Genomic DNA, 25,027 nt, shown 5'->3' with positions numbered 1-25,027 from the left:
GCCACGGCGCGGCGCCACCCATCCCAAACCACACCGATGATACGTCCTTTCGCTTCAGCCCCCGCGCTGCTCCTTTGCTCGTTGCTGAGCCTATCCGCCGCGCCCGCGTCGCGGGCCGACGTCCCCGCTCCCGGCGCCCAAACGCCGCGCCCCGGCGCCGCCCAGCTCAAGGACATGCTCAATCGCTCCAGCGCCGGGTTCTTCAATCCCATGACGATCCCCACGGACCCGGTGCCGCTGAAGCGCCTTTACACGGAGTGGGACGAAACCAGAGCGCTCGCGGTGAGCACCTCGCTGGTCGACGCGATTCGCGAGGTCAAGGTGCAGGACTTCTACCGCGAGCTCATTGCCGCCGCCATCCAGCATGTCGACGTGGTCGTTTGCTACGACAACTTCGAATCGAAACACCTGATCCACTTCGAAAAGCTCCTGCTGCAAAACCCAACCATCGCAACGCACGCCTCCCGCCTCAGCTTCGCCGAAAGCCGCGCCGCATCCTTTTGGATACGCGATTTCGGGCCGATCTTCGCCCTGTCCCGAGAGAACCAGCTCATCGCGATCGATACCATCTACCGCAACGTGGAAGGCGAGATGGAGACCTTCGTCAACGCCCCCTTGGACCTCGACTCGCCCGACCTCCAGCAAGACCTCAACGCCTTTATATCCTTCCGCAAGGAAGGCCGGCAACTCGACGTCACTCCGCCCTACCTCGCCAAGCACATCCGGCAAACCCTGTCCATCGACTGCGACATCGTTCGGCCGCCCCTCACCCTGCAAGGAGGAGACTTCATCGCCGACGGCGCCGGAAACGTATTCATTTCCGAAGATACCATCCTGCTCAACGGCGGCAACAAGCGCCTCGTGGTCGAAACCATCCAAGACTACTTCGAAGCCAAGGAGGTTCACGTGCTGAACGCCTTTCCCGGCAACGCCGCCCGACACCTCGACCTCATGCTCAAGTTCCTGTCCGACGAGGTCGTCCTGTATTCAAAAGCTCCCGACACGACCTCAAGCCAAAGCGCCAGCGCCCGCCTGCTCGCACGCCAGGCCAAGCAAGCCCAGGACACCAACCTCGCCTACCTCAGCAAGAAGTTTCCTCGCCTCCGCCAAGTCCCGCTCCCCTCCCCAGCCTTGATCGAAGACAGTCCGGCCATGGTCACCAGCACCATCGTAGCCCAGGTGCTCGCCACGGTCTGCGAGGAGATCGGCATCAACTACCTCAGCTACCTCGCCCTGCCCCAAGGAGACCCCAAGAAACTCTCGGCCGACAAGATGATCGCCAAGCACTTCCACTCCACCGTCGGCAAGGCGCTCAACTTCAACAATCGCGAAGACCTCGACCTCGCCGCCCAACACTTCCTGCACGCCCCGCTCGAACAGCTCGAAAGCGTGCATGTATCCTACACCACCGTGTACCGCTCCTACGCCAACTCCATCATCCTGAAGCACGCGAAAGGGACCACCCTGCTGCTCCCCCGCTACCGTCCCGCCAAAGGCGAAACCCTCGAGCAAATGCAGGAAATGGAAAAGCAAGTCGAAGCCGCCTACGCCACCGCATTCCCCAAGGCTACCTTCGAATGGATCAACTCCGACTACATGGCCAAGGAGCTCGGAGCCCTGCACTGCGTATCCATTACCATCCCACAAGTCGCTCCGCTAGACGACTGATACGCCGTCCTGGCCGTAGCTACTTCTGCGTGAAGGCAGAGCGGAAGGACGCTGTATCCACATTTCGAGGCACCGTCTTCCCTGTTGCGTAAGCGTACAAGTAAGCCTTGAACACCGAATCCGCGGCCGAGGTGAAAGCTGCCACCAGCACGATCGCGAGCGCCGCAGCGCCTATGAACCCAAAAAGCAAAAGCGACGAGGCGCTGCCGCCCATTAGCTGGAACCCCAAGAAAAGCAGCAAGAGGATCGGCAGCATGAGCAGGAAGCCGATCAAGCCCAAGGAAAAGTTGCCGCTCAAGGCAGTCCCCCAGTTCTCCTTGAGAATCCGAGTCGACTTCTTGATAGCTCCCACCGCGCCTTCGCCATCCACCACGATCACCGGCACCACGAAATAGGCCAGAGCAGTCCATGCGAAACCGAGGATCGAAGCGATGAAGGATCCCACCTTTTCGTTCATGCGTTCGATCATCTTCAGGAGCATGCCGACCACGGCCGACAGCAGGGCCCAGCTAAGAATCTGCGGCAAGCGTTTCGCCGCGAAGGACATTCCATAGCCAAGCGATGCGGACTCCCCGTTTATAATCTTCAAGGCGCAAGCGACGAGGCCCGTATTGAAGAAGACGATCACGAAGTAATTGCAGAAATAGAAAGCGAAGGCGATCAGGTAGACCGTAGAATCCTCGCCCGTCTGGGCTGTGCCATCGAGGAAGGCCTGCCACTCCTCCAACTTCCCCGATTGCCAGAGCGGCAAAGCGAAGCTGGCCAACACCAGGAAGGCCGACACGGTCGAAACGATCGGAAACACAATGAGGTGCTTGTTTTCCCACATGAGCCCATAGCTCAACTTCGCGAATTCCCAACTCCGAGATAAACTTTCAAACATAACGAATAGCGGTTGTATCCAAAAACCAAGCATGCCTCGAATCCGCGGCCAGGAGCAACTCTTAAAACCGGCTCCGCCACGGACGCAAAAACGGTGCCTGCTCCAGGCAGGAGCGCTTTTAAAGCCAATTGACGATTTCGTCTCTTAAGCCGCTTTTCGAGCGGTCGATTTGCAGGGGCAACTTGACCGAACCACATCGAAAAACATGGCCTATAACATTTCGAAACTAGAACTCAAAGCAGCCGCCCAAAAACTTCCGCCTTCGCCTCAGATCTTCGCCAAGCTCACCAAGATGCTGAAGGATCGCAACACCAGCTCCAAGGACATCGTCGCCCTCGTCAAAAGCGACTCCTCCCTAACCGCCAAAGTCCTCAAGATCTCCAACAGCCTGGCCTTCAGCCTCGGCTCCCCCGTCGACTCGATCGAACAAGCGATTTCGCGAATCGGATTCGCCGAGCTCTTCAAGGTCGTCGGCATGGCAGCCGCATCCAATTCCTTCGCCCGCCGCAACGCGACCTACGGCATCGACGGCTGGCATTTCTGGGAAAACGCCGTGGCAACCGGACTCGCCATGGAAGCCCTCGCCAAGGCGGTCGGCATCGACGAAAAGGAGGCCTACACCCTTGGACTCCTGAGAAGCATGGGCAAGACCATCGTCGACGCCTGCTCCCAGAAGTTCATCGTGCCGCCGAGCTACGCGGCTAACGAGCAAACGCCCTTGCTGCTCTGGGAAGAGGAAAAGCTCGGCGTCACCAATCCGGAGGCAGCCGCCATCGTCCTGGAATCCTGGAACTTTCCGGAAGGCGCGATCGAGGCCCTTCGCTACCAATACAGCCCCGAGGAAGCGCCCGAGAAGAACTTGCACGCCTACCTGCTCACCCTGGCCGCCGCCATCGCCGACAACCTCGGACGCGGGGCTCCGGGCGAAAAGTCCTATTGGACCGTTACGCAAAAGCGACTCAAGGAAGCCGGGCTCGACATCAACGCCTTGCGAGCCGCCCACCAGGAGGTCAAGCAACGCATCGAGACACTCAGCCAAGAGCTCGCTGCCTAAAATTCGCTGCCCGGAGTCGCGTTGGCCACGCCGGCGCCTACTTGCTGATCAGGTAGCCAAGGCCGAGGCCCATGGCGCAGAGGGAGCCGACCATCCATGCTGCGGGGGCCAGATTCCCGGGAGAGAAAATCGCGAAGAGGGTTACGGTGACGGCGCTGACGCCGCCGACGATTGCGGCGATGCCGACGCAGGCCTTGGTGTTGAATATCTTGTCGTTCATGTTTCGTGGAATTTGATGCTTTCACGAAACAAGTGCCCCGCTCGGCCCGGACGGTGACAGGATTTTTGGAAAAAAATCGCCTCCCCGCCCGAGGCCGCGCCTACAGGGTGCGCAGCTGCAGCGTATCGATCACCTTGCCTTCGGCCAAAGCGTTGGTGATCACCGCCACCGTCGTCCCCTTGGCCACCCAATTCTTCTCCCTCAGAATTTTCAAGGAAAGGCTGATCGTCTCCTCCGGATTGTCGAAGAACTCGATGAGAAAAGGCTCCACGCCCCAAGGCAAAAGAAGCTGGCGAAAGATCGATTCCACATCGGTAAACGCAAAGATCGGCGCCCCGCGGGCCCGCAGGGCTCCCAAGGTATAGGCCAAGTAGCCGCTGCGAGTGAAGACCACGATCGCCGAGTCGCCCATGTCTTGGGCGAGCCGGGCCGCCGACCGCAGCAGCTTGGCCTTGGGCGTCGGCAGTTCGATGTCGCGGTTCAAGTCGTAGCTGACCGATGGCTCGATGCTTTCGATGATGTTTTTCATGACCTGCACCGACTCGAGCGGGTACTTCCCCACTGTCGTTTCACCGGAAAGCATGATCGCGTCGGCCTGCTCGCGGATCGCATTGGAAATGTCCGAGATTTCGGCCCGGGTCGGCATCGGTGAGACGATCATGGTCTCCAGCAAGTGGGTCGCGATGATGACCGGTTTGCCCGCCGCCCGGCAGGCCGCCACCAGATCGCGCTGCACCAAGGGGAGGCGATGGTAGTCGATCTCGATGCCCAGATCTCCGCGGGCCACCATGATGCAGTCCGCTTCCTCCACGATCTCGTCCATGTTGCGAACTCCCGCCTGGTCCTCGATCTTGGCAATGATCTTGGCCGGCGAACCAAGGGCGTCCAAAAAGGCCCGCAAGGTTCGGATATCGGACGCTTGCCGCACGAAAGAAAGGGCGACGAAGTCTATTCCCGCCTTCACCCCAGCCCGCAAGTCCTCCTCGTCCTTGGCCGTTAGGCAGGGCAGGTTGACGAATACGCCCGGCAAATTGATATGGCGCTTCGACCCGATTTCGCCCGGCGTCAAAACCTCGAGCCGAACCCGGCTTTCGTCCTTGGAAAGGACCCGCATCCGAATCAAGCCACTGTCGATCAAGATCACGCCGCCCACCTCCACGTCCGCCGGCAAGCCCGGATAGTTGGTGGAAACCGCAGGGACGTCGCCGCTCGGCTCGACTCCCTCCACATAGATCTCGAACAAGTCGCCTTTCCCGACCGCGATGGCTGTCGCCACTTTTCCGGTACGGATCTCCGGCCCCTTCACGTCCATCATCACGCCCACATGGCGGCCGATCTCCGAAGAGGCTTCGCGAATGTGCCACATGGCGTCGTCGACCCACTGGTGGCTGGCATGGGCCATGTTGAGGCGAAGGATATCGACCCCTTCGCGGATCAGCTTCGCCAGCATCTCCTTGGTATCGGTGGCGGGGCCGAGGGTGGCGATTATCTTGGTATGGCGAAAGAAGGAATGTGCGGCTGGCATGCCCCCGCTACAGCAGGAAAGACGCCATTTCCTGCTCGCTCGAAAAACGCAGCGCTGAGCAGGTGCCTTCCCGATTTCACAAGTCGGAAAACTTGGCGATCGCTTGGGAGTGCACCGTTCCCTTCGCGCCCTTCTGCAGGGCCTTGATCTCCGCTTCGACTGCTCGAATCGCTTTTTTGGTATCCAAATTCTCAACTACGAGCGTGGTCGTGCGCGACTCGCCGCCCGCTAGGGTCAGGACGCGGCCCTTCTCGCGTTCGAAGCGTCGGGGATTCGGGTAAGCGGTGGCAGGCTCGAGCCCCGTCACGTAGCCATCCTTCGCCCCAGCCGTGTTTTTCCACAGCGTAAAGCAGGGAAAATCTTTCAGCGAATAACGAAGCAGGGAAGCCTGGTCGCCCTTGGCGTTCTTCAGCATGGCCAAGGTCTGGCGGCTGCCGCGCTTGCCGGCCAATTCGAAAAAGTACGCCTGCTCCACGAAGCCAGCTTGCGGGGCCGCGTAGCGATCGAACTCAGCGATTCCTTCCGCCGCTCGCGGGTCGCGCGGGGCGACTTGCTTGAAAGGAGCCACGAAGCGCGAACCTTTCTCCAGCAGGCTGCTCCCGTAGTTCACATGGTAGAGCAGCTCGTGCTCGGTCGGCTTGTCGCCCAGGTTCGTCACGGTATCCACAATCGTGAGACTGCTGGATCCGAAGGCGGCTCGAATCTCGGTTTGCAGACGCAAGGCCGGACCGAACATCATGGTCTCGTCGACCTCGCCTCGCAGCACGATTGCCTCCTCCGTCACCTCGAGCGAAACGGTATGGGCTGGAATATTGGCGATATTGCCATGCAGCGGCAAGAAGGCCTCCATGGCGTTGCCGTTGTTGTCGACAAGCGTATCCATTCCGGGCGCCCCCATGCTGGATAGTCCGCAGCGAACGATCCATTCGTTGAATCCCTTCAGCCAACCAAGCCCACCATTTTCCAAGCCTTGCACGAAAGCGGGATGCACGGGCCTCTTGACGGGCGAATCCCAGCCCAGCTGAATCTTTCCAGCCTGGCCTTTCCAAATCCCCATGCCCCGCGTCGGAAGAATCGCAAAGGCGAGCTTGCCGGTGTCGATCTCGACTACGTCCACTCCCTCCTGGGTGCCACCGCGCAAAGTGCGGGTCCGCACCGACCACGCGTGCTTCGTTCCAACAGGAACCCGCCTACCGTCGATTTGCAGCGACGGCATCGATTCCGCGCTTTCCGGGTGAATGAGGGATTGAGAGAAGGCCATAAGAAGTGGGGACAGGGTTAAAAGCTGTAGTTACGGACTCCTTACAGCTGGAATCCTAGAAACCACCGCAACACCGCCACGCTCGAAACTCGCCCCCGTCGAATCAAGGTTAAAAGAGCCCCCAGCGACTAGAATCAATCGCTACATATAAAATAGACCGCGAACGACTCGCGAGCAGGCCTTCCACCCAGCTAATTTTCCAAAACGCTAGCAAAGAGCATTGAAGCCGGATCGGGTTCGCTCAGTCTAGCGCCTTCCCCAGAATCGAATTTTCCAATTCAAAAAAATCCGCTCAATTGCTCCCGTGAACAAGCGCCAAGCCTACGAACTGACCCGCTCCTCTTCCTTTCTCTGGAAAAGCTCGGCTCTCCTGCTGATTCTCATCATTGGGCTCGGTTTCGCGGCATGGAAACTGAAACCGCAGGACCATCGCTCCCCAAGCCCTTCCGAACGCTTCATCTTCCTAGGAAGCGATACGGCACCCATCGCCGTCAACACCGCCCAATACGAAGAAGCGGTCCGAGCGGAGCTCTGGGGCGATACCCCGCTCCCGCAAAAGCTCTACGCCCTGCAGTACCTGCTATCGCTGCCTTCCTCCGCCCTCCATTCCACCCTGCCGCCTCGGGCCCAACTCGCCCGCCTCAGCGACGGCGAATACGCCCTGCTGGCGGCCTTCGCGGAAGCGGCGCGCGAAGGCAGCGCCGAAAAGCGTCCGCCCTCCGGTCCCTCGCTCCGCGAACTCTGCGAACGCGAGCCGCCTCCACCCTACGCGAACTTCGCCTTGTCGCTTTTTTATACCCTGTATCCAAAAAATGGGTCCGCGATCCAAGCGGCTCGATCCGAAGCGAAAGCCCACCCGAGCGACGCGGCCCACCAACGACTCGTAGCGCTCTACGACCGGCACAACTTGCTTAGCGAACTGCGGCCGCTTCTGGACGATCCGAACTACGCCCCCTTCATAGACAGCCTGCTCCGGCGAGACATCGCCTTGGAGACCATGGATTGGCCCGTCCTACTGAAAACGCTTTTCCCTGTCGCCTACCAGGACCTACCGCCGAGCATCCTCCTTCTAGCCTTGGTGGCGGGTGGCGTTTGGGTGAGCTTGATCCTTCGCTTCGGCGGAGAATTGAGCTGGAAATCGACCGCCGTGAAAGGGGCCCTGCCCGCCTTGCTTCTCGGAGCGCTTTCCGCCCACCTGACCATTCTGGCGATCTACTTCCAGGAGGACCAATTGGGCTTGAGCCGCGGGGACGACTTGCTCAGCCAGGCGATCTATTGCGTCGCCGGGATCGGACTCAGGGAGGAGTTTCTCAAGCTGCTTTGCTTCGCGCCGCTCATTCCCTTCCTGGCCAAGCAAAAGGACGAGCTTGCGACCCTCATCCTCGCTAGCCTCGTGGGCTTAGGCTTCGCCATCGAAGAAAACATCAGCTACTTCGAGCAAAGCCAGGGCCTAGCCGCCTTCGGACGCTTCGTTACGGCGAACTTTTTCCACCTCGCCCTCACGGGCGTTTGCGGACTCACGCTGGCCCAAGCCTATCGGTACCGCGGCGCCTATATCAATACCGCCGTGTCGACCTTTGGCCTCGCGGTTCTGGCTCACGGCGCCTACGACGCCTTCATCATCGTGCCCGAGCTTCGGGACTACAACCTCGTGAGCTCCGTGGTCTTCATCCTGGCAAGCTACCAGTACTTTATCTGGCTCCGCCACCTGCGTCCGAATTGGAACGACACCATCAGCCTGTCCGCTCACTTCACTTGGGGACTGGTGCTCGTGTTCGGAGCCTCCTACCTGCTGCTCGCCTGGGATAGAGGCCCCATGGAATCGGCAACGCTTCTCATCGAAGAAACGCTCAGCCTCGGGATCCTGCTCGTTATGTTCTACCGCGAAATCCCGGAGGACATCTATTAAAAGCATCCTCGAGGCCGCAAAGCCCTTGGGCGCGTCTTTAAAGACACGCCCTAAGCCTTCTTGGGCTTGTAGTAGGAAACGATGGACGCCCGCGCGAGCTCGTGCTGCATCACCATCATGAAGCTGGCTTGGGCAAGCGGAGTTTGCGGCGTGATTCCAAGGCTTTCCACGTCCAAGGCGTATACAGTAAACAAATACGTATGCGTGAAGTCTCCGAGTGGCGGGCAAGGTCCGCAATAGGCAGCCATCCCTGTGTCGACCTCGGCCATGAAGGCTTTCTCGGGTAAAAGCTTCTTCTCCGGGTCGCCCGCTCCGCTCGCAAGTTCGGTCACGTTTCCTGGAATATCGAATACGGCCCAATGCCAGAAGCCGCTAGGCGTGGGGGCGTCCGGGTCGTGGCAAACGACCGCGAAGCTCTTGGTGCCAGCAGGAGCGTTCTCCCACTTCAGGTGCGGAGAAACGTTGCCCCCGTTGTATCCAAAAATATTGGCAAGCTGCTCTTCGGTAAAGTTTCCACCGAGATCGTCACTTCTTAGCGTAAAGGTATTCATAAGCTTGATTCTATTAAGGTTGAGTTTCGTTTTTGGTTATCGATCTAATAGCGACTAGGGAAGCTAGATCCGGACCAAAGTTATATCGACGGTATACTGTTGGCCATCTCGGAAGAAAACGATCGTCACCGTTTCCCCTTCCCGCTTTCGATCAAAGGTATGGTACAGGTCGTCGACGGTTTCAATCGCTTGCCCGTCGATCGACTGTATAAGGTCTCCCAATACGATACGGCCGCTCCGGTTCAACTCCAGGCCGCGCAGTCCCGCCGCTTCCGCAGGCGAGCCTTCCTGCACCGATTGGAGCATAACCCCCTTAAGTCCGAGACGCTGCACGAAAGAGCCGTCGCTCACCACTGTAATGCCTATTCCGGAGCGCACCGGTTCGCCATACTTGATGATCTGGTTGACGATACGGGTGATCGTATTGGAAGGGACCGCGAACCCGATGCCGGTTGAGTCGCGCAGGATGAGCGTATTCATTCCGATGAGACGGCCGTGGCTATCGAGCAAAGGGCCGCCCGAGTTGCCGGGATTGATGGCGGCATCGGTTTGAATCATGTCGCGAATGGTCACGTTTTGCACAATGGACGCCATGCTGCGTCCCAGCGCCGAAATCGTTCCCACCGTGAGCGTGTGGTCGAGCCCGAAAGGGTTGCCGATGGCGATGCTCTTCTGCCCCACGATGATCTTGGAGGAATCGGCGACCGTTTCCCCCAAAGGCGTGATGTTGATGCCGAGCAAATCGATTTTCAACACGGCCAGGTCCTTCTTCGGCTCCTCGCCGATCTTCTTGGCCTCGTAGGTCTTGCCGTCGATCAAGGTCACCGCGATGCGGTTCGCCCCCGCTACCACATGGTAGTTGGTTACGATATGGCCCGACTTGTCCCAGAGGAAGCCGGAGCCCGAACCTTGCGGCACTTCCGAAACGGTCCAGGTCCGGCGATCGAACTGGTTCTGCAAGTTGTACACGAACACCACCGACGGAGAGGCCTTCTGGAAAATGGATATCGTATTCCGCTCGTCCGGCAGCAGCTCGCCCGCGTTGGGGATAGCTGGAGTATCCACGTGCAGGCTCCCGTTCTTTTGCTCGAAGAGCTGCCTCGCAACGTAGGTCATGACAAAAACGGTCGCTGCGAATACGAGCAGCGGGAGAACGATGCGATAGGGACTGCGAGATTCGGACATAGATGCGAGGAGCCAGATAGGGAAAGTTGAACGCCCCAAGCGAGCGTCGCCCAGGCCTTTAGGAAAGCTCGTTTAGCGAAAGGATCGAATCAAGTCCCAAGAATCGCAAAGCCGCCTCGCCCAGACCTTTTTAGTTGAGGCGCGCCTGCGGCGCCCTAGTTTCTCTATCCGTTCAGAAATGAAGAAGCCCGAAAAGCAATACGAGGTAGCGATCTCATCGCTAAAGAAGGAGCGGTACCGCATCACGGAACCGCGCAAGGCTCTGCTTCGCCTTCTGGTCGAAAGCCAAAAGCCGCTTTCCGCCGAAGACGCCCACCTCTCCCTCGGGGCTCAGGACTACGACCTCGTCACCGTCTACCGCAATCTGGAAACCTTCGAGGCCGCTGGCATCGCCACCCGCATCCCCACCGAATCGGGCAAGTCGCTCTTCGAGCTCAACGCGGAGGAGCACCACCATCACCACATCATCTGCCGCAAGTGCCACAAGGCCGAGAAGCTCGACCACTGCGAAGTCGAAAAGCTGGAAACCTTGGCCGCCAAGCTGGGCTTCACCGAAGTCACCCACGTGCTCGAGCTCTACGGGGTTTGCGGCGACTGCCGCTAGCCAGGATCGCCTAACAGGTCAGGATGGCGTCGGAGGAAGCGAATACGTCCTCGAGCCGATCCGAAAAGTCCTCGACCATATCGAGGCTCATCCCTGAGCGCTTCCATACCTCCTCGTACATCTTCGGCTTGAGGATGTTGGCGAGCTCGTTTTCGGAAACGCTGCAAATGTAGTCCGCAATGTACACGAGGTCGACCAAGGGGTAATAGAGGCGGCGGCGCAGCTCGATGGGATTGTGGTGATAGCCCGCTACGCATTGCAGCTCCTCCGGCAAGCTCCACTTTTTGAAAAGGATGCGACCGACGTCCTGATGGGTGAAACCAAAGGTTCGCTGCTCCATCTCGTGGATTGCCATCCCCTCGTGGTTGGAGCGATCCATCAGCTCCAACATCTCGTCCGTAAAACCTTGGATCAGGGCCAGCATGCCGATGTCGTGCAGCAAGCCTGCCGTGTAGAGCAGCTTCGGATCGACGATCGTCTTCAGATGGCGAGGCGCTGCGAGGTAGACGTCCTCGGAAATCGTCGCAACCGCGAGACTGCGTGTCCAGAAGGTCCGCAGGTCGAAGCCGTCGTGGTCGATCTTGATTTGCTTGATCACTCCGAGCGCCAAGGAGCTTTCCACCACTTTCCTCAAGCCCAGCAGCTGGGCCGCGTCCTCGATCGTACCGACGTGAGAGCTGCCGTTGTTGTACAGGGAAGAGTTGGAAAGCTTCAGCAGGCTCGCCGCCAACTCAGCGTCTTTCCGAACCACCTCGACCACGTCCTCGATGTCGGAATGCGGATCGTTCGCGATCCGACGCAGTTGCATGAAGGAGTCCGGTAAGTTCGCTAACGAAAAGTCCGTAGTGAGAAAGTCTATGACTTGCTGCTTGTTCATGGACGGGAACCGTTTAGCTCATCCTCCCCCGAACTGGACAGCCCAATGCTCCAGAGAGAAATCAGAGACTCAATCGAGCTTTCTAGTGGTTGGCTAGCTGTACAAACGACAGTCATACTTAGGAGTATTTCGGATTCTACGCTAACTACCTAAACCATTCTTCCGAAGTTTCAAATAAAGATCTGATTATTAGCGATTTTTGAACACCTTAAGTCCCCTCTACGAAGGTTTTAACCCCAGTATTTACACGTATCCCCTATCGAGAGGCGGAATCGCGCCTAGTAGGTCGTTGAACCTCGCCCGCAAAAAAAAGTCCGACCTCGCAAGGAGGTCGGACTTTGCAGAAATATTTCGCGCCGCGGGAAGACGCTAGTCCTTCACCAGCCGATTCAAGGCGCTGACCACGCCGCGAATGGAGGCCATCGAGATGTTGGTATCGATGCCTGCCCCAAAGCAGCTCTTGCCGGTCGGACCTTTCAGCTCGATGTAGGAAACCGCTTCCGAACGGGCTCCCTTCGAGAGGGAATGCTCGCTATAGGAAAGGAGCTCGAAATCCGAATAGCCGATGCTCGCGACCGAATCCACGAAGGCCGCGATCGGACCGTTGCCGGTGCCGCGGAGATTGATCTCCTTGCCGTTGTGGCGCACCACTGCCCAGCCTTCGACCGTCTCGTCGTCGAGGCGCTCGGAGCGGTACTCGAGCACGTCGAGCGGCTCGCGGTTGCGAATGTATTCGTTCTTGAAGCACTCGAACACGCCGGCCGGAGTGATTTCCTCGCCCGTCTTGTCCGCGATCGCGTTGACCACCGCTCCCAGCTCCTTATGCATGGCCTTGGGCATGTTGAAGCCGTACTCCTTCTCCATGATGTAGGCCACCCCGCCCTTGCCGGACTGGGAGTTGATGCGGATGATCGCGCGATAGCTGCGCCCCAAGTCCTTCGGGTCGATGGTCATGTAGGGAACCTGCCAAAGGGCCTTTTCGTCGGACGGCATTTGGGCGAAGCCCTTCTTGATCGCATCCTGGTGGGATCCCGAAAAAGCAGTGAAGACCAAGTCGCCACCATAAGGTGAACGCGGCGGCACGTCCATCTTCGTCACGCGCTCGTAGACCTCGCGGATGTCGTTGAGGTTGGAAAAGTTCAGCTCCGGATCCAAGCCCTGGGTGTACATGTTCAAGGCCACGATCACGATATCCAGATTTCCGGTACGCTCGCCGTTGCCGAAAAGCGTTCCCTCCACCCGGTCCGCGCCCGCCAAGAGCCCGAGCTCCGTGGCAGCGACGCCCGTTCCGCGGTCGTTGTGCGTGTGCAAGCTGATGATCACGCTGTCGCGACGGCTGAACTTGCGGCAGAACCACTCGATCTGGTCCGCGTGCACGTTCGGCGTGAAAAGCTCCACCGTGGCGGGAAGGTTCAAGATCATCTTCCGCTCCGGTGTAGGCTCCCAAACGTCAGCCACCGCTTCGCAACACTCGAGGGAGAATTCCAGCTCGGTGTCGGAAAAGCTCTCAGGTGAATACTGCAGGACGATCTCGGTGCCGGGCAAAGTCGGAACCAGCTCCTTGACCAAGCGGGCGCCTTCCACCGCGATGTCGCGGATCTCGTCCTTGGAGGAACCAAAGACCACGCGGCGCTGCAACGGATTGGTGGAATTGTAGATGTGAACGATTGCCCGCTTCACCCCTTCCAGCGATTCGAAGGTACGGCGGATCAAGTGCTCGCGGCACTGCACCAGGACCTGGATGGTCACGTCGTCCGGTATCAAGTTGTCCGATACAAGGCGACGGAGAAAGGCGAACTCCGTTTCGGAAGCGGAGGGGAAACCGACCTCGATTTCCTTGAAGCCGATAGCCACCAGCGTCTTGAATAGCTCGACCTTCTCCTCGACGTTCATCGGAATCGCAAGCGATTGGTTACCGTCGCGTAGGTCTACGCTGCACCAGATAGGGGCCTTGTCGATGGTGCGACTTGGCCATTGGCGATCAGGCAGATCGATTACCGGATAGGGTCGGTACTTGCTGATGGGCTTTTTTTGCATGGCATTTTATCGGTTGTGAAAACGAACGTCTCTAAATGGGAGGGGCAATCCCAAAAAATGCCGGGCCGATACTCTGTTGATCCAATACTGGCGCGTCCTCACCGAGGAGCGATGATACATCCGTACGTCCCGACAGCCCCTATTCTTAAGCGAGGAATAGGCTGTCTAGGTTGCTAAGTCGTAGCTTCGTTAGGACGTTAATCTTCATCAGAGGATGGCGAACACAACCGCTCCCCCCGATGCTGTCAAGGTTCGAGCGTCCCCGCCCGATCTCCGGCCCACACTTCCCTTTCATCTGTGAGAGCAAACAGTTAAGCGAGGACGGTCCCAATTGGGTTTGCCCACGCCCTTCCCCGACCTACGCTTCCCCCATGCAATTCAATCCATTCGGCAAAGACCAAACCCAAATCTCGCGCGTCGGCCTCGGCTGCTGGCAACTCGGCAGCGATTGGGGCAAGCTCGACCTCGCGGAGGCAAACGCCATCCTGAAGGCATCGGTCGACAGCGGCGTCACTTTCTTCGACACAGCCGACGTCTACGGCGGCGGCCGCTCCGAAGAGATCATCGGCAACTTCCTTTCCCAGTCTTCCCTGCAAGACGAAGTCTTCGTGGCCACCAAGCTAGGACGCTTCGGCGACCTCTACCCCGACAACTACACCGCCGCCAGCATTCGCGGCCGCGTCGAGGAGTCCCTCGCCCGACTGAAAACCGAAGCCCTGGACCTGGTGCAGCTGCACTGCATCCCTACCGACGTCATGCGCGGCGACGAAGTTTGGAGCATCCTCGAGTCCTTGGTCGCGGAAGGGAAAATCAAGCGCTTCGGAGCCTCCGTCGAATCGATGGAGGAAGCGCTCCTATGCATCGAGAAAGCGCCCGCCCTCGCTTCGCTCCAGATCATCTTCAACATCTTCCGCCAAAAGCCGATCCGCAAACTCTTCGACCTAGCCCAGGAAAAACAGGTCGGCATCATCGCTCGCGTCCCCCTCGCCTCCGGTCTTCTCACCGGTAAGTTCTCCGTGGATACAAACTTCGGCGAATCCGACCACCGCAACTACAACAAGGATGGAGCCGCCTTCAACGTGGGCGAAACCTTCGCCGGGCTTCCCTTCGAGAAAGGCGTCGCCCTCGCCGACCAGCTCAAGCCCCTCGTCCCCGAAGGGATGACCCTCGCCCAAATGGCCCTGCGCTGGATCCTCGACTATCCCGCCGTCTCAGTCGTCATCCCGGGAGCCACCCGCGTAGAACAGGCCAAAGGCAACGCCGCGATCGCGGACCTTCCCGAGCTCCCCGCCGCCCTCCATCAAACCCTACGCGACTTCTACAAGCAGGAGGTACGCGACCATATTCGCGGCCCCTACTAGGCGAAAAAAGTGCCGAGAACGAAAGCCAAGCTCGACCTAGGCTCAGCTTGCGACTCCCATTCCACTCCTATGCGAGCGAAACTGAAACTGATAGCGGCCTCCCTGCTGGCTACTTGCGCCACAGGCTATGCCAACGATGCCACCTACGAGCTTGATCCGCTCCTCGCCAATGCGAACCGTATCCTGACGAACGGCAACTACGCCCAATCGGCCGTATCGACGATCTCACTACCCGATCTCGATCTCGACCACTTCCGCGATATTTCGGACGCCCTCGCATCCTACCCCGGCATCGCCAGCTACCGCCGCACCCATGCCACGGCCGCCCACCCCACCACCCAAGGCGTACGCCTACGCAACTTCGGAGCCAACGCCACCTCCCGCAGCCTCGTGCTCTACAACGGCGTCCCCCAAAACGACCCTTTTGGAGCGTGGATCTACTGGCACCAGTACGACCTCGCCCGAATCGAGGACCTCTCCCTCTACCCCAGCGGTATTGCGGAAAGCTGGGGCAACATGGCCTCGGGCGGACTGGTGTCCATCGTAGACAACGCCGCCGCGCCCGGAGCCCGCACCTTCCAAGCCAGCATCGGCAGCTCCCAGCGCTACGACCTCAAAGCCTACGCCGCCATCGAGCTGCAGGACGATTCCGTATTCGATTTTGGAATACGGCACTTCGAAAGCGACGGCTTCCACACCCTGCTCGAGAGCCAGCGGGGAAGCGTCGACATTCCGGCCAACTCGCAGGCCAGCAGCTTGAGTTCCCGCCTGTCCTGGAAAAACAACGACATCTGGAACTCCCAACTCAGCCTACGCTGGTTCGACGAATCTCGCGGCAACGGCACTCCCATCGGGCAAAACGAGAGCCAAGCCCTCGATCTCTCCCTCGTATCCGAACGTGCCATCCCCTCGCAAAACGCCAGCCTCAACCTCAGCCTTTACCTGCAAGACCGGGACTTCCAAAACGTATTCGCCTCCGTCGCCGAAGACCGCAATTCCGAGCGGCCAGCCCTCGACCAATACGACGTTCCCGCCCAAGCCATCGGGGGAGCCGCCGTCTATCGAAGCGATCCAACCCAACCTCACCAATACTCTGCAGGCTTGGATTTCCGCTTCATCGAAGGTTCCGTCAACGAACGCTACCGCAACCTCGGGGCCGGCTTCACCCGCGACCGTTTCGCCGGCGGCGAGCAGCAGTTCTTCGGTCTCTTCGCCCAAACGCAGTCCAAGCTTGGAGAACGCGACACCCTCACCCTTACCGCTCGCCTCGAAGAAATTCGCCGCAGAGCGGGCCGACGCATCGAGACGAACACCGAAACCGACAGCCTCATCCTCGACGAGCGCTACCCCGACTCCAGCAACAAGGCCTTGAGCGGAAACCTGAACTGGACGCACCGCTTCTCGGATACTCGAGCCACCCAGCTCTCCCTCTTTAGCGGCTACCGAGCCCCCACCCTCAACGAACTCTACCGCCCCTTTCGCGTACGCAACGACATCACCGAATCCAACCCCGAGCTCGCCAACGAACGCCACCAAGGCGCCGAGCTCGCCTACCTGCAGCAATCCGACGACGCCCACTCCAAGCTCCGCCTCTCCGCTTTCTTCTACGAGGCGGACGAAATGATCGCAAACGCCCTCTTCACCACCGACTCCGGCTTCGACCCGCGTTTCGGATTCATCCCGGAAGGAGGCTCCGGCAGCGCGCGCGTCAACCTCGACCGCAGCTACGTATCCGGCGCCGAACTACACGCAGAGCGCGCCTTCGGCGACTCCCTGCAGGCGTCCCTCACCGCGACCTATTCCCAAACCGAAATTCGCCGGGACGAGCGAAGCGAGCTCATCGGCAACCGCTTCCCGCAATCCTCCCCTTGGAAAGCGGTGGCGAACCTCGACTGGCAGGCGAGCAAGAAGCTCAGCCTTTGGGCGGCCTACCGCTGGTACGACCGCAGTTGGGAAAACCTCAGCAACACCCGGCGCCTGGGAGCCACCGCCGACCTCTCGCTGGGAGCCCACTTCGCGCTCGACAGCGTGCAAAGCCTATCCCTCACCCTAAGCAACGCCCTCGACGAGCAAAACGTCACCGGCATCGCCACCAACGGGCTCATAACCATCGACGAACCCCGCGAACTCTTGCTGAGCTACACTTGGAAAAAGTAGCGTCCGGTCAGAGCCTGGTGGAACAAGGGGGCGATCCCCGTAGCGCTGAGCTTTAGCCAGCGTCCACGAAGGTAAGAGCTTGCGCAAAGGACGCCGGCTAAAGCTCGGCGCTACGATTCGAGTCCCTCGACTAAAAGCGAACTTGCCAGCGTGCCGAAGTTCGGCACCTTCCCAGTCTCTTTTTCAGACGCTATGGCAGACACGCAGGCAAACTTTGATTTCCGATTCGGCGGCATCGGCAGGCTCTACGGAGCCGCTGCGCTCGAGCGCTTCCGCGCCGCCCACGTTTGCGTAGTCGGCATCGGCGGGGTCGGCTCCTGGATCGTGGAAGCCCTCGCCCGCAGCGGCATCGGCCACCTCACTCTCGTCGACCTCGACGACATCTGCGAAAGCAACGTCAACCGCCAGATCCACGCCCTCGACGGCCTCATCGGCGCCTCCAAGATCGAGACCATGGCGGCCCGCTGCCGGGCCATCAATCCAGAGTGCCAAGTCACGACCGTGCACACCTTCCTCACGGCCAAGAACGTAGACGAAATCCTCGCCGCCGGCTTCGACTACGTCATCGACGCCATCGACAGCACCAACCACAAAGTCGCCCTCATCGCCGCCTGCAAGCGCCTCGAAACGCCCATCCTGACCATCGGCGGAGCCGGCGGCCGCATCGACCCGACGCAGATCCAGATCTGCGACCTGGCCCGCTCCATCAACGACCAGCTGCTCAAGCGGGTGCGCAAGCAGCTACGGCAGCAGCACGGATTTCCCCGCCAAAAGAAGCGCAAGTTCCATATCGACTGCGTCTTCTCCCCCGAAGAGCCTCGCCCCCCGGAAAGCTGCGAGCTCGAAGGCGAGGACTCCGGCCCCCAGAGCGTGCGCCTGGACTGCTCCAGCGGCTACGGCGCCGCCACCCACCTGACCGGCACCTTCGGCTTCTTCGCCGCCTCCCACGTCCTGAAAGCCCTCGCTGGACTGGCTTCCCCCAGCGAATAGGGCACTTTCAAATGCCTTGACCGCTGGAGGGCTTTCCCTCTCCATCCAGCCCTTTTTCCAGTCGGCATGAAAATTACGGATCTTAATAGAGAGGGAGGCATAGGCTCAAATTCGCTGCTCGTCGAAGCAGGGAGCTACAACTTCGTAGTCGATGCGGGGCTCCATCCCAAGCTGACCGGAAACGATGCCATGCCCGACTTCGACCATATTGGCGACCGGGAAATCGATTTCGTCATCGTCACCCACTGCCATCTCGACCACATCGGCTCCCTGCCCGTCCTCCTGCGCCGCCACCCCAAGGCCCGCGTCTTCATGAGCCTCCCCAGCCAAATGCTGGTCGAGCGCATGCTGCACAACTCCTGCAACGTGATGAAGCGCCAGAAGGAAGAGAAGCGCATCCCGGAGTATCCACTTTTTACGCACGAGGACATCGACGGCATTTCCAGCCGCTTCGAGCCGCTCAAGTACAAGGAGCCGCTGCAGCTCAACCTCAAGGGCGAAGCCATCACCATCACCCTTTACCAAGCAGGGCACGTTGCGGGAGCCGGCGGCTTCCAGATCGAGCACGGCGGCAAGACCGTCTTCTTCACCGGCGACGTGCTCTTCGACGACCAACGCGTGCTCAACGGAGCACGCTTTCCCAAGGCCAAGAAGTTCGACGCCATGGTCATCGAAACGACCCGCGGCGAAACGGAACGCACGGAAGGCACCACCCGCCAGAGCGAGGTGAAACGCCTGCTCAAGCAAGTCGGCGAAACCATCCGCCGCGGCGGCTCGGTCCTCATCCCCGTCTTCGCCCTCGGCCGCATGCAGGAGCTGCTCACCCTCCTCAACGACGCCCGCAAGGATGGACGCCTCCCCAAGTGCCCCGTCTACGGAGCTGGACTCGGACTCGATATCGCCGACTACTTCGACCACATCACCAAGCGGACCCAGCTGATCAACTACACCCGCAAGGTCACCAAGGAGCTGCGCCTCAAGCGCCCGCCCCGCAAGCTCACTCCCGGCAAGGAGCCCGGAGAACCCGGCGTCTTCGTGCTCAGCAGCGGCATGCTGGTCGAGCGGACCCCCAGCTACCAACTGGCTTCCACCATTCTGGCCGGCACTAAAAACTCGATTTGCTTCGTCGGCTACTGCGACCCCGACACCCCTGGCGGCAAGCTGCTGGAAACCAAGCCCGGCCAAACCTTCCTTTTCGACGTGCTCGACTACCAGTGCCCCGTCCTCGCCCAGGTGGACCGCTACGAGATGAGCGGCCACGCGGACCGGGAGGAAATCCTCGAGTTCGCCCTTGCGGCCGAACCCAAGTCCATCGTGCTCACCCATGGCGACCCCGGCGCCCGCGACTGGTTCAGCCAAGCCTTGGAAGCCGCCGACCATCCGGTCAACGTCATCGATCCCGAACCGCTAAAGCCGGTCGAAATCTAGCGCATTTTTCGTTTGATCATTGGCATAAGGTAGGGCGGGACCGCCGGGCACGCCGCGTCTCCCTCATCACACAGTACGACTAACGAAACGAAAAACGCTCTAGCCGACCGCCGCGCCGCACAAGCGTCTAGCCGGTGAAGGCATGAGTCATGGCCACCGCGGCCGCGTCCGATTCGTCCAGCTCCAGCAAGGCGCCGTGGCCTAACAAGGTGCGGACCGTCTTGGCAACCTGCTCCTTGCTGGCTCGACCGTTCCCCACCACCGCTTGCTTCACGCGCAGCGGCGGATACTCGAAAACCTCCTTGCCGCGCATGGCGGCCGCAGCGATCGCCGCCCCCCGCGCCGCCCCCAAGATTTGCGCCGTCTGGAAATTCTGCACGTAGATTGTCTGCTCCAGCGCCACCACGTCGATCTCGTACGTATCCAAAAGATGGAGCATCTTTTCGCAAATGTTGCCCAGGCACTGCGGCATGCTGACTTTCGGCTTTTGCTTCAGGGTCTCGCTCCGCAGCAAGGTTTGGCGTCCGCCGCTCGCAAACTCGATCACCGCGAAGCCAGACCCGCGCAAACTCGGGTCCACGCCTAGGATCGTACCCACGTACTTCTTCTTCACGAGGGAAGCCATCGCTCCGATATTCGAAGCCACCGGCTTGCCGGCGACCTTAGCCTTCCACAGATCTCTTACTCCTTTGCGCGCCATTGCTTAAAACGAAATGAACAACATGTAAGCCACCGCGGCAACTGTCAGCCAAAAGGCGACCCGCTCGAACCAGGCTTGGCTAATCTTCTTGGCGAACAGGTAACCCAGAACGCTGCCTGCCAGCACGAAGGGCAGGAGCTTGAGGTTCGCTTCCAAGCTTCCCCAATTCACCAAGCCTTGCTGATGCAAAAAAGGCACCTTGAAGATATTCAAGAAGGTGAAGAAATAGACGCTGGTCCCCATGAAGGCCATCTTCGGCAAGCGCATGGAAAGCAGGAACAGGATCATGATCGGACCGGCCGCGTTGGCCAAGGTCGACACGAAGGCCGCGATCACGCCGATGCTGGCCGCCGCTCCGTAGCTGTGCGGCAAGGCGGCGCTGATGAGCTTGGGATACTTTTCCCTAAGCACGTGCAGCCCCAGCATCACGGCCAGCACGATGCTGATCACCAAACGAGCCTGGTTTTCCTGCATCGCCCCCAAGGTCAGCCAGCCAACGACCACTCCCGCAACCGCCCACGGCACCAAGCGAAAGATGTGCTTCCACTCCGCATGCTTGCGGTAGATCAGCAGGGAGCACAGGTCGCCCGCTATCAACAGCGGCAAGCCGAAGCCCACCGCTTCCTTCGACTCCAGAAGTATCTGGAAAATCGCTACATTGAGGATTCCAAGCCCCGGCACGCCGCTCTTGCTCAAACCAATGATCAAGGCCGCAAGCGCAAACATCGCCCATCGCCATAACTCGAAATCCATCCCCACGAAGGAGACCGATGCCCATCGAAAGGCAAACGAAAATCTGGCGATTCGCAGCATCCAGTCTCGCCAAGATTCCCTCCCGCTCCAACATACGTCTCCATGCAAAAACTACGCTGGGGAATTCTATCGACTGGCTTCATCGCAGGGCGTTTCGCCGAGGGCATCGCCTCCTCCAACACCGGCGTTCTGGCCGCCGTTTCCAGCCGCTCCCTCGAGGCGGCCAAGGACTTCGCCGCCCAGCACGGCAACCCGGCCGCCTACGGCAGCCACGCCGAACTGCTCGCCCAGGACGACGTCGATGCCGTCTACATCGCCTCGCCCCACCCCTACCATGCGGAAATGGCCATCGCGGCCGCCCAAGCCGGCAAGCACATCCTCTGCGAAAAGCCGATCGCCATGAACATGGAAGAAACGGAAGCCATCATCGCCGCCGCCGCAAAAGCGGGCGTGACCCTCGTGGAAGCCTACATGTACCGCTGCCACCCGCAAACCGCCAAAGTCGCCGCCCTCCTGCGCGAAGGCGCCATCGGCGAAGTGAAGCTCGTGCAAGCCGCCTTCGGCTTCCACGCTCCCTACAATCCCGAAGGACGCCTCTTCTCCAAGAAACTTGGCGGCGGCGGCATACTCGACGTGGGAGGCTACACCGCCTCCTTCGCCTGCATGGTCGCGGACCTCGCCAACGGCGGAGAGGAAACCGAGGTACAATGCACCGGCGGGAGCGGCCAAATCGATCCGCAGTGCGAAACCGATACCCTGGCCATCGCCAACCTGCAATTTTCGAACGGCGTCCTCGCCCAGATCTCCTGCAGCACCCAGCTAGCCCAAAACAACCATGTGAGGATCTACGGCAGCAAGGGTTGGATCGACGTGGCGGAACCCTGGATCGTCGGCCCGCGCGGCGGCGAGTGGAGCTTCCAGCTGCACCTAGCCGACGCCGATTCCCCGAAAATCCTCAAAGGCCGGGAAAGTCGCGAACTCTACGGCGTGGAGGCCGACACCTTTGCCCAATTGCTTGCGGGCGAACAGCCCGAGGCTCCGTGTATGAAGATCTCCGATACGCGTCGCACCAACCAGATCATAGCCGACTGGATGCAACAGCTTTCGCTCTAGAGCGAACGTGGCGAGAACCGCCTTAGTTCCCCGTGCGGAACTGCTCGAGCGAGGACTTCTTCTTTTTCTTGGTTTCGGCCTGGGCTTCTTCCGCCGCGTAGTCGGCAGGATTCCCCTTTAGCCAGCTACCGCAGTAGTAGACCACGCCGTTGTCCTCGTAGGTTTCGAACTCAGTCAAACGGTATCCATCGCTCAAATACATCGAGTTCTTATTGTAGAACTCGTCCGGCAACAGGTCGAAGGCGTACTGGCTCTTCTGCCACTCGGCCCGCTTCACCCACTCCGCGCCGAAAACGAATTCGCCCTCGAAGTCGTAGCCTTCGATATCGAGAAGGCGAAAGCCCCCTGCGTCCAAGCTCTTGGCTACGTTCGCAAACTTGTCCTTCTCGATGCCGCGGTAGAAGCGCACCTCGTACCCGTCGTTCTTCATCCAAACCCCAGCGTGGCGAAACTTCCCGTTCGCTTCGTAGGCCTCGAAGTCGATCAAGCGAAAGCCTCGGTCCGCCATTTCACCGTAGCGATTCGAGAACGAGAGGCTCTCCATTCCGAAGTAGAACTCAGTCTCCAGCCCTTCCTGGCTCTTCATCCAAACTCCCGAGAAATGCAAGGTCGCCCCGAAACGATCCACCTCGAACTCGACCAAGGAATAGCCGTTCTTGAGGTGAGCCTCGTGCTTATCGAGAAAATCGGCGATCGGGAGCGACATCTCGACCTGCCACACTTCCGCCACCGCGAGCTTCGTCCAAATGGTCGAAACCGTGGTCGTGCGACCGCTGCGGTAGGTTTCGATATCCGCGATGCGGAAGCCTTCCTTGATCTTCGCATTGAAGGCCTTCGCAAAAGCGGCCTTGTCCAAGCCCGACTTGAACTCCCACTCGACCTCCGTGTCCTTGAAGTCCGAGGCATGGCTAGCAGCGGTGGCGGCAAGGGCGATTGCGGACAGGGCAATCCGAGAAATAAGTCCAAAAGTCGTGGTGTGAGCTGTGCGAACGAGCTGTTTCATAAATGCGATCCTCCAAGAGTTCTCTAATAGGATCGGCCCAAGGGATTCCTACTGTAGAGCGGATACCACTCAAAATCAGCTAGGCTCCACCCCCTGCTCGCCCGCAGGGGGTTCGATAAAATTCCCCTGCCCTAGGGGTTGCGGCTGCGGTGCCAGGCGATCACGTCCGCGTAAGCCACCTGCCCGCCAAACACGTCCAAGGCGCTGCCAATGGTCAGGTCCACCTTGCCGCCGCCCAAGCTCTCCACCCGATCCAGATCCTCGAGCGACCGAGCACCACCCGCGTAAGTCATTGGCAGTTCACAATTAGCGCCGAGCATCCGCACCAAGTCCTCCTCGATGCCGCTCATGCGCCCTTCCACGTCCACCCCGTGCACCAGAAACTCGCAGCAGTACTTTCCGAGCTCCGCGATCGTATCCGCATCCACGCAGGTGCTGGTGAAATTCTGCCAGCGATCCGTCACCACCCAGTACTGCCCGTCGCGGGCGCGACAGCTCAAATCCAAGACCAGGCGCTCCTTTCCGGTTTCCGAAACCAGTTTCTCCAAGCGCCCGAAATCGACCTTTCCGTCGCGGAACACGTAAGAGGTCACGATCACCTGCGAGGCGCCCGCCTCCAGGTATTCGCCCGCATTTTCAGCCGTCACCCCGCCGCCGTACTGCAAGCCGCCCGGGTAAGCCGCCAAGGCCGAAAGAGCCGCCTCCTTGTTGCCCGGGCCGAGGGCGATCACATGCCCGCCGGTCAGCCCGTCGCGCTGGTACATGCGGGCAAAGTCCGCCGGAGCCATCTCCGACTCGAAATTGGTCTCCACGCTCGACTCGGAGCTGTCGGAAAGCGTGCCGCCCACGATTTGGACGACTTTGCCATTTCTTAGATCGATACAGGGGCGAAAGCGCATGGGCTACTCAGATGCGGACTCTAGATGCACTTGCAAACCTTCTTGAACGGTTCCTCCGCCCGGAAGCCAAGCTGGTCGAGCTCCACCTGCACCTGCTGCCGGAAGGCCTCCAGCTCGTCGTCGTCGGAACGGCGCGGCACTTCGATCAGGTCCCCCACTGTGATCAGGATGCGAGCGAAAGGCTTGGGAAAGATCATGCGGTCCCAGGAGCGGATCCGCCAGTAGTCGCTTGCCCAACAGGAAACCGGCAATATCGGCTTGCCGGTCATCTTCGCCAAGGCCGCGACCCCGACCTTCGCTTCGTAGACCGGCCCCTTCGATCCGTCGGGCAAGATGATGATGGAGTGCTTGTCCTTCACGATGGCCCGATACAGGCCTCGCAAGCCGGAGGCGCCGCGACGCGAGGAGGAGCCGCGCACGACCTTGGCCCCGGCGTACTTGCCGATGGTGGCGCCGATCTCCCCGTCCTTCGAGTCGCTCGACATCATGGCCAGCTTGAACTGCTTGCGCAGCAGGTAGCGGTAGATGTAGGTCGCGAAGTAGAACATGCGGTTGTGCCAGCAGGCCACCACCACGGAATCGCCCCGCCCCACCAGCCCCAGCAGATGCTCCGGATGCCCTACTACCCTCAGCCGATAGGTGAAACTGAAGACCTTGATAGCCGACAAAGTCAGGAACGCGATGAGGCGCGTCTTGCGGGGAACGTTGCTAAGTGATTCGTCAGTAGCCATGTAGAGGAACGGCTACAGTTCCAAACGCCCACGCCAAACCGTCAAGGTTAGAGCGCTAAGTGTATCCCTACAATACCTCCACCCCAGCTGCCCCCCAAGGAAGACAGCGCCCAGCAAG

General features: G+C 59.9%; 22 protein-coding genes. 9 read left to right on the top strand and 13 right to left on the bottom strand.

Annotated features, from left to right (window positions below; translation table 11 throughout):
- Positions 1 to 36: 36 nt before the first annotated feature.
- Complete coding sequence (locus QEH57_RS17850; RefSeq protein ID WP_309008134.1) at positions 37 to 1,668, top strand: agmatine deiminase family protein; 1,632 nt, start codon at positions 37 to 39, stop codon at positions 1,666 to 1,668.
- 19 nt (positions 1,669 to 1,687) lie between these two features.
- Here QEH57_RS17850 and QEH57_RS17845 read toward each other — a convergent pair whose 3' ends face one another.
- The gene (locus QEH57_RS17845; protein WP_309008133.1) at positions 1,688 to 2,551 is read right to left on the bottom strand and encodes a DUF6159 family protein; all 864 of its coding nucleotides are present in this window, start codon (positions 2,549 to 2,551) and stop codon (positions 1,688 to 1,690) included.
- A gap of 205 nt (positions 2,552 to 2,756) precedes the next feature.
- On the opposite strand from QEH57_RS17845, the gene QEH57_RS17840 reads away from it, so the two are divergent.
- Positions 2,757 to 3,605, top strand: a complete 849-nt coding sequence (locus QEH57_RS17840) for an HDOD domain-containing protein (RefSeq protein WP_309008132.1) — start codon at positions 2,757 to 2,759, stop codon at positions 3,603 to 3,605.
- A gap of 37 nt (positions 3,606 to 3,642) precedes the next feature.
- Here the strand turns inward: QEH57_RS17840 and QEH57_RS17835 are convergent, their stop codons facing one another.
- From QEH57_RS17835 to QEH57_RS17825, 3 genes are all read right to left on the bottom strand, one after another.
- On the bottom strand, positions 3,643 to 3,825 hold the full coding sequence (locus QEH57_RS17835; protein WP_309008131.1) for a hypothetical protein: 183 nt from the start codon (positions 3,823 to 3,825) through the stop codon (positions 3,643 to 3,645).
- A 100-nt stretch (positions 3,826 to 3,925) separates the two neighbouring features.
- Entirely contained in the window at positions 3,926 to 5,350 is a 1,425-nt protein-coding gene (pyk, locus tag QEH57_RS17830) for a pyruvate kinase (RefSeq protein WP_309008130.1), read from the bottom strand.
- Positions 5,351 to 5,426: 76 nt separating this feature from the next.
- Positions 5,427 to 6,611 (bottom strand): aldose 1-epimerase family protein, encoded by a 1,185-nt coding sequence (locus tag QEH57_RS17825; protein ID WP_309008129.1) that lies wholly within the window; start codon positions 6,609 to 6,611, stop codon positions 5,427 to 5,429.
- Between the two features lie 304 nt (positions 6,612 to 6,915).
- Between QEH57_RS17825 and QEH57_RS17820 the strand changes: the two genes are divergently transcribed.
- Positions 6,916 to 8,520, top strand: coding sequence for a PrsW family glutamic-type intramembrane protease (locus QEH57_RS17820; protein ID WP_309008128.1), 1,605 nt, complete (start codon positions 6,916 to 6,918; stop codon positions 8,518 to 8,520).
- A 50-nt stretch (positions 8,521 to 8,570) separates the two neighbouring features.
- Here QEH57_RS17820 and QEH57_RS17815 read toward each other — a convergent pair whose 3' ends face one another.
- Both QEH57_RS17815 and QEH57_RS17810 read right to left on the bottom strand, forming a co-directional pair.
- Entirely contained in the window at positions 8,571 to 9,071 is a 501-nt protein-coding gene (locus tag QEH57_RS17815; RefSeq protein ID WP_309008127.1) for a YbhB/YbcL family Raf kinase inhibitor-like protein, read from the bottom strand.
- 63 nt (positions 9,072 to 9,134) lie between these two features.
- Positions 9,135 to 10,256, bottom strand: coding sequence for a trypsin-like peptidase domain-containing protein (locus tag QEH57_RS17810; protein WP_309008126.1), 1,122 nt, complete (start codon positions 10,254 to 10,256; stop codon positions 9,135 to 9,137).
- A gap of 178 nt (positions 10,257 to 10,434) precedes the next feature.
- Here QEH57_RS17810 and QEH57_RS17805 point away from each other — a divergent pair, with 178 nt between their 5' ends.
- Positions 10,435 to 10,860 (top strand): Fur family transcriptional regulator, encoded by a 426-nt coding sequence (locus QEH57_RS17805; protein ID WP_309008125.1) that lies wholly within the window; start codon positions 10,435 to 10,437, stop codon positions 10,858 to 10,860.
- A 10-nt stretch (positions 10,861 to 10,870) separates the two neighbouring features.
- Here QEH57_RS17805 and QEH57_RS17800 read toward each other — a convergent pair whose 3' ends face one another.
- Together QEH57_RS17800 and leuA are read right to left on the bottom strand one after the other, a co-directional pair.
- Positions 10,871 to 11,737, bottom strand: coding sequence for an HDOD domain-containing protein (locus tag QEH57_RS17800; protein WP_309008124.1), 867 nt, complete (start codon positions 11,735 to 11,737; stop codon positions 10,871 to 10,873).
- 369 nt (positions 11,738 to 12,106) lie between these two features.
- Positions 12,107 to 13,774 carry a 2-isopropylmalate synthase gene (gene leuA / locus QEH57_RS17795; protein ID WP_309008123.1) on the bottom strand — a complete coding sequence of 556 codons (1,668 nt, stop codon included), beginning with the start codon at positions 13,772 to 13,774 and terminating at the stop codon, positions 12,107 to 12,109.
- Between the two features lie 371 nt (positions 13,775 to 14,145).
- Here leuA and QEH57_RS17790 point away from each other — a divergent pair, with 371 nt between their 5' ends.
- From QEH57_RS17790 to QEH57_RS17775, 4 genes are all read left to right on the top strand, one after another.
- Positions 14,146 to 15,135 (top strand): aldo/keto reductase, encoded by a 990-nt coding sequence (locus QEH57_RS17790; RefSeq protein WP_309008122.1) that lies wholly within the window; start codon positions 14,146 to 14,148, stop codon positions 15,133 to 15,135.
- Positions 15,136 to 15,144: 9 nt separating this feature from the next.
- The gene (locus QEH57_RS17785) at positions 15,145 to 17,292 is read left to right on the top strand and encodes a TonB-dependent receptor (protein ID WP_309008121.1); all 2,148 of its coding nucleotides are present in this window, start codon (positions 15,145 to 15,147) and stop codon (positions 17,290 to 17,292) included.
- Positions 17,293 to 17,484: 192 nt separating this feature from the next.
- Entirely contained in the window at positions 17,485 to 18,282 is a 798-nt protein-coding gene (gene tcdA, locus QEH57_RS17780; RefSeq protein WP_309008120.1) for a tRNA cyclic N6-threonylcarbamoyladenosine(37) synthase TcdA, read from the top strand.
- A gap of 66 nt (positions 18,283 to 18,348) precedes the next feature.
- Positions 18,349 to 19,710: an MBL fold metallo-hydrolase gene (locus QEH57_RS17775; RefSeq protein WP_309008119.1), complete on the top strand. Its 1,362-nt coding sequence runs from the start codon at positions 18,349 to 18,351 to the stop codon at positions 19,708 to 19,710.
- Positions 19,711 to 19,837: 127 nt separating this feature from the next.
- Here the strand turns inward: QEH57_RS17775 and ruvC are convergent, their stop codons facing one another.
- The gene (gene ruvC / locus QEH57_RS17770) at positions 19,838 to 20,410 is read right to left on the bottom strand and encodes a crossover junction endodeoxyribonuclease RuvC (protein WP_309008118.1); all 573 of its coding nucleotides are present in this window, start codon (positions 20,408 to 20,410) and stop codon (positions 19,838 to 19,840) included.
- 3 nt (positions 20,411 to 20,413) lie between these two features.
- Positions 20,414 to 21,163: a sulfite exporter TauE/SafE family protein gene (locus QEH57_RS17765; RefSeq protein WP_309008117.1), complete on the bottom strand. Its 750-nt coding sequence runs from the start codon at positions 21,161 to 21,163 to the stop codon at positions 20,414 to 20,416.
- A 102-nt stretch (positions 21,164 to 21,265) separates the two neighbouring features.
- Here QEH57_RS17765 and QEH57_RS17760 point away from each other — a divergent pair, with 102 nt between their 5' ends.
- Entirely contained in the window at positions 21,266 to 22,276 is a 1,011-nt protein-coding gene (locus QEH57_RS17760) for a Gfo/Idh/MocA family oxidoreductase (RefSeq protein ID WP_309008116.1), read from the top strand.
- A 22-nt stretch (positions 22,277 to 22,298) separates the two neighbouring features.
- Here QEH57_RS17760 and QEH57_RS17755 read toward each other — a convergent pair whose 3' ends face one another.
- The 3 genes from QEH57_RS17755 to QEH57_RS17745 all read right to left on the bottom strand — a co-directional run bounded on the left by QEH57_RS17755 (position 22,299) and on the right by QEH57_RS17745 (position 24,909).
- Positions 22,299 to 23,279: a hypothetical protein gene (locus QEH57_RS17755; RefSeq protein WP_309008115.1), complete on the bottom strand. Its 981-nt coding sequence runs from the start codon at positions 23,277 to 23,279 to the stop codon at positions 22,299 to 22,301.
- A 131-nt stretch (positions 23,280 to 23,410) separates the two neighbouring features.
- Positions 23,411 to 24,178, bottom strand: coding sequence for a phosphoribosylformimino-5-aminoimidazole carboxamide ribotide isomerase (gene hisA, locus QEH57_RS17750; RefSeq protein WP_309008114.1), 768 nt, complete (start codon positions 24,176 to 24,178; stop codon positions 23,411 to 23,413).
- A gap of 20 nt (positions 24,179 to 24,198) precedes the next feature.
- Positions 24,199 to 24,909, bottom strand: a complete 711-nt coding sequence (locus QEH57_RS17745; RefSeq protein WP_309008113.1) for a lysophospholipid acyltransferase family protein — start codon at positions 24,907 to 24,909, stop codon at positions 24,199 to 24,201.
- Positions 24,910 to 25,027 lie beyond the last annotated feature (118 nt).

Origin of the sequence: Pelagicoccus sp. SDUM812005, assembly GCF_031127875.1 — a bacterium.
In the GTDB taxonomy this organism is placed as follows: Bacteria; Verrucomicrobiota; Verrucomicrobiia; order Opitutales; family Opitutaceae; genus Pelagicoccus.
This window is presented reverse-complemented; position numbering and strand designations above follow the sequence as displayed.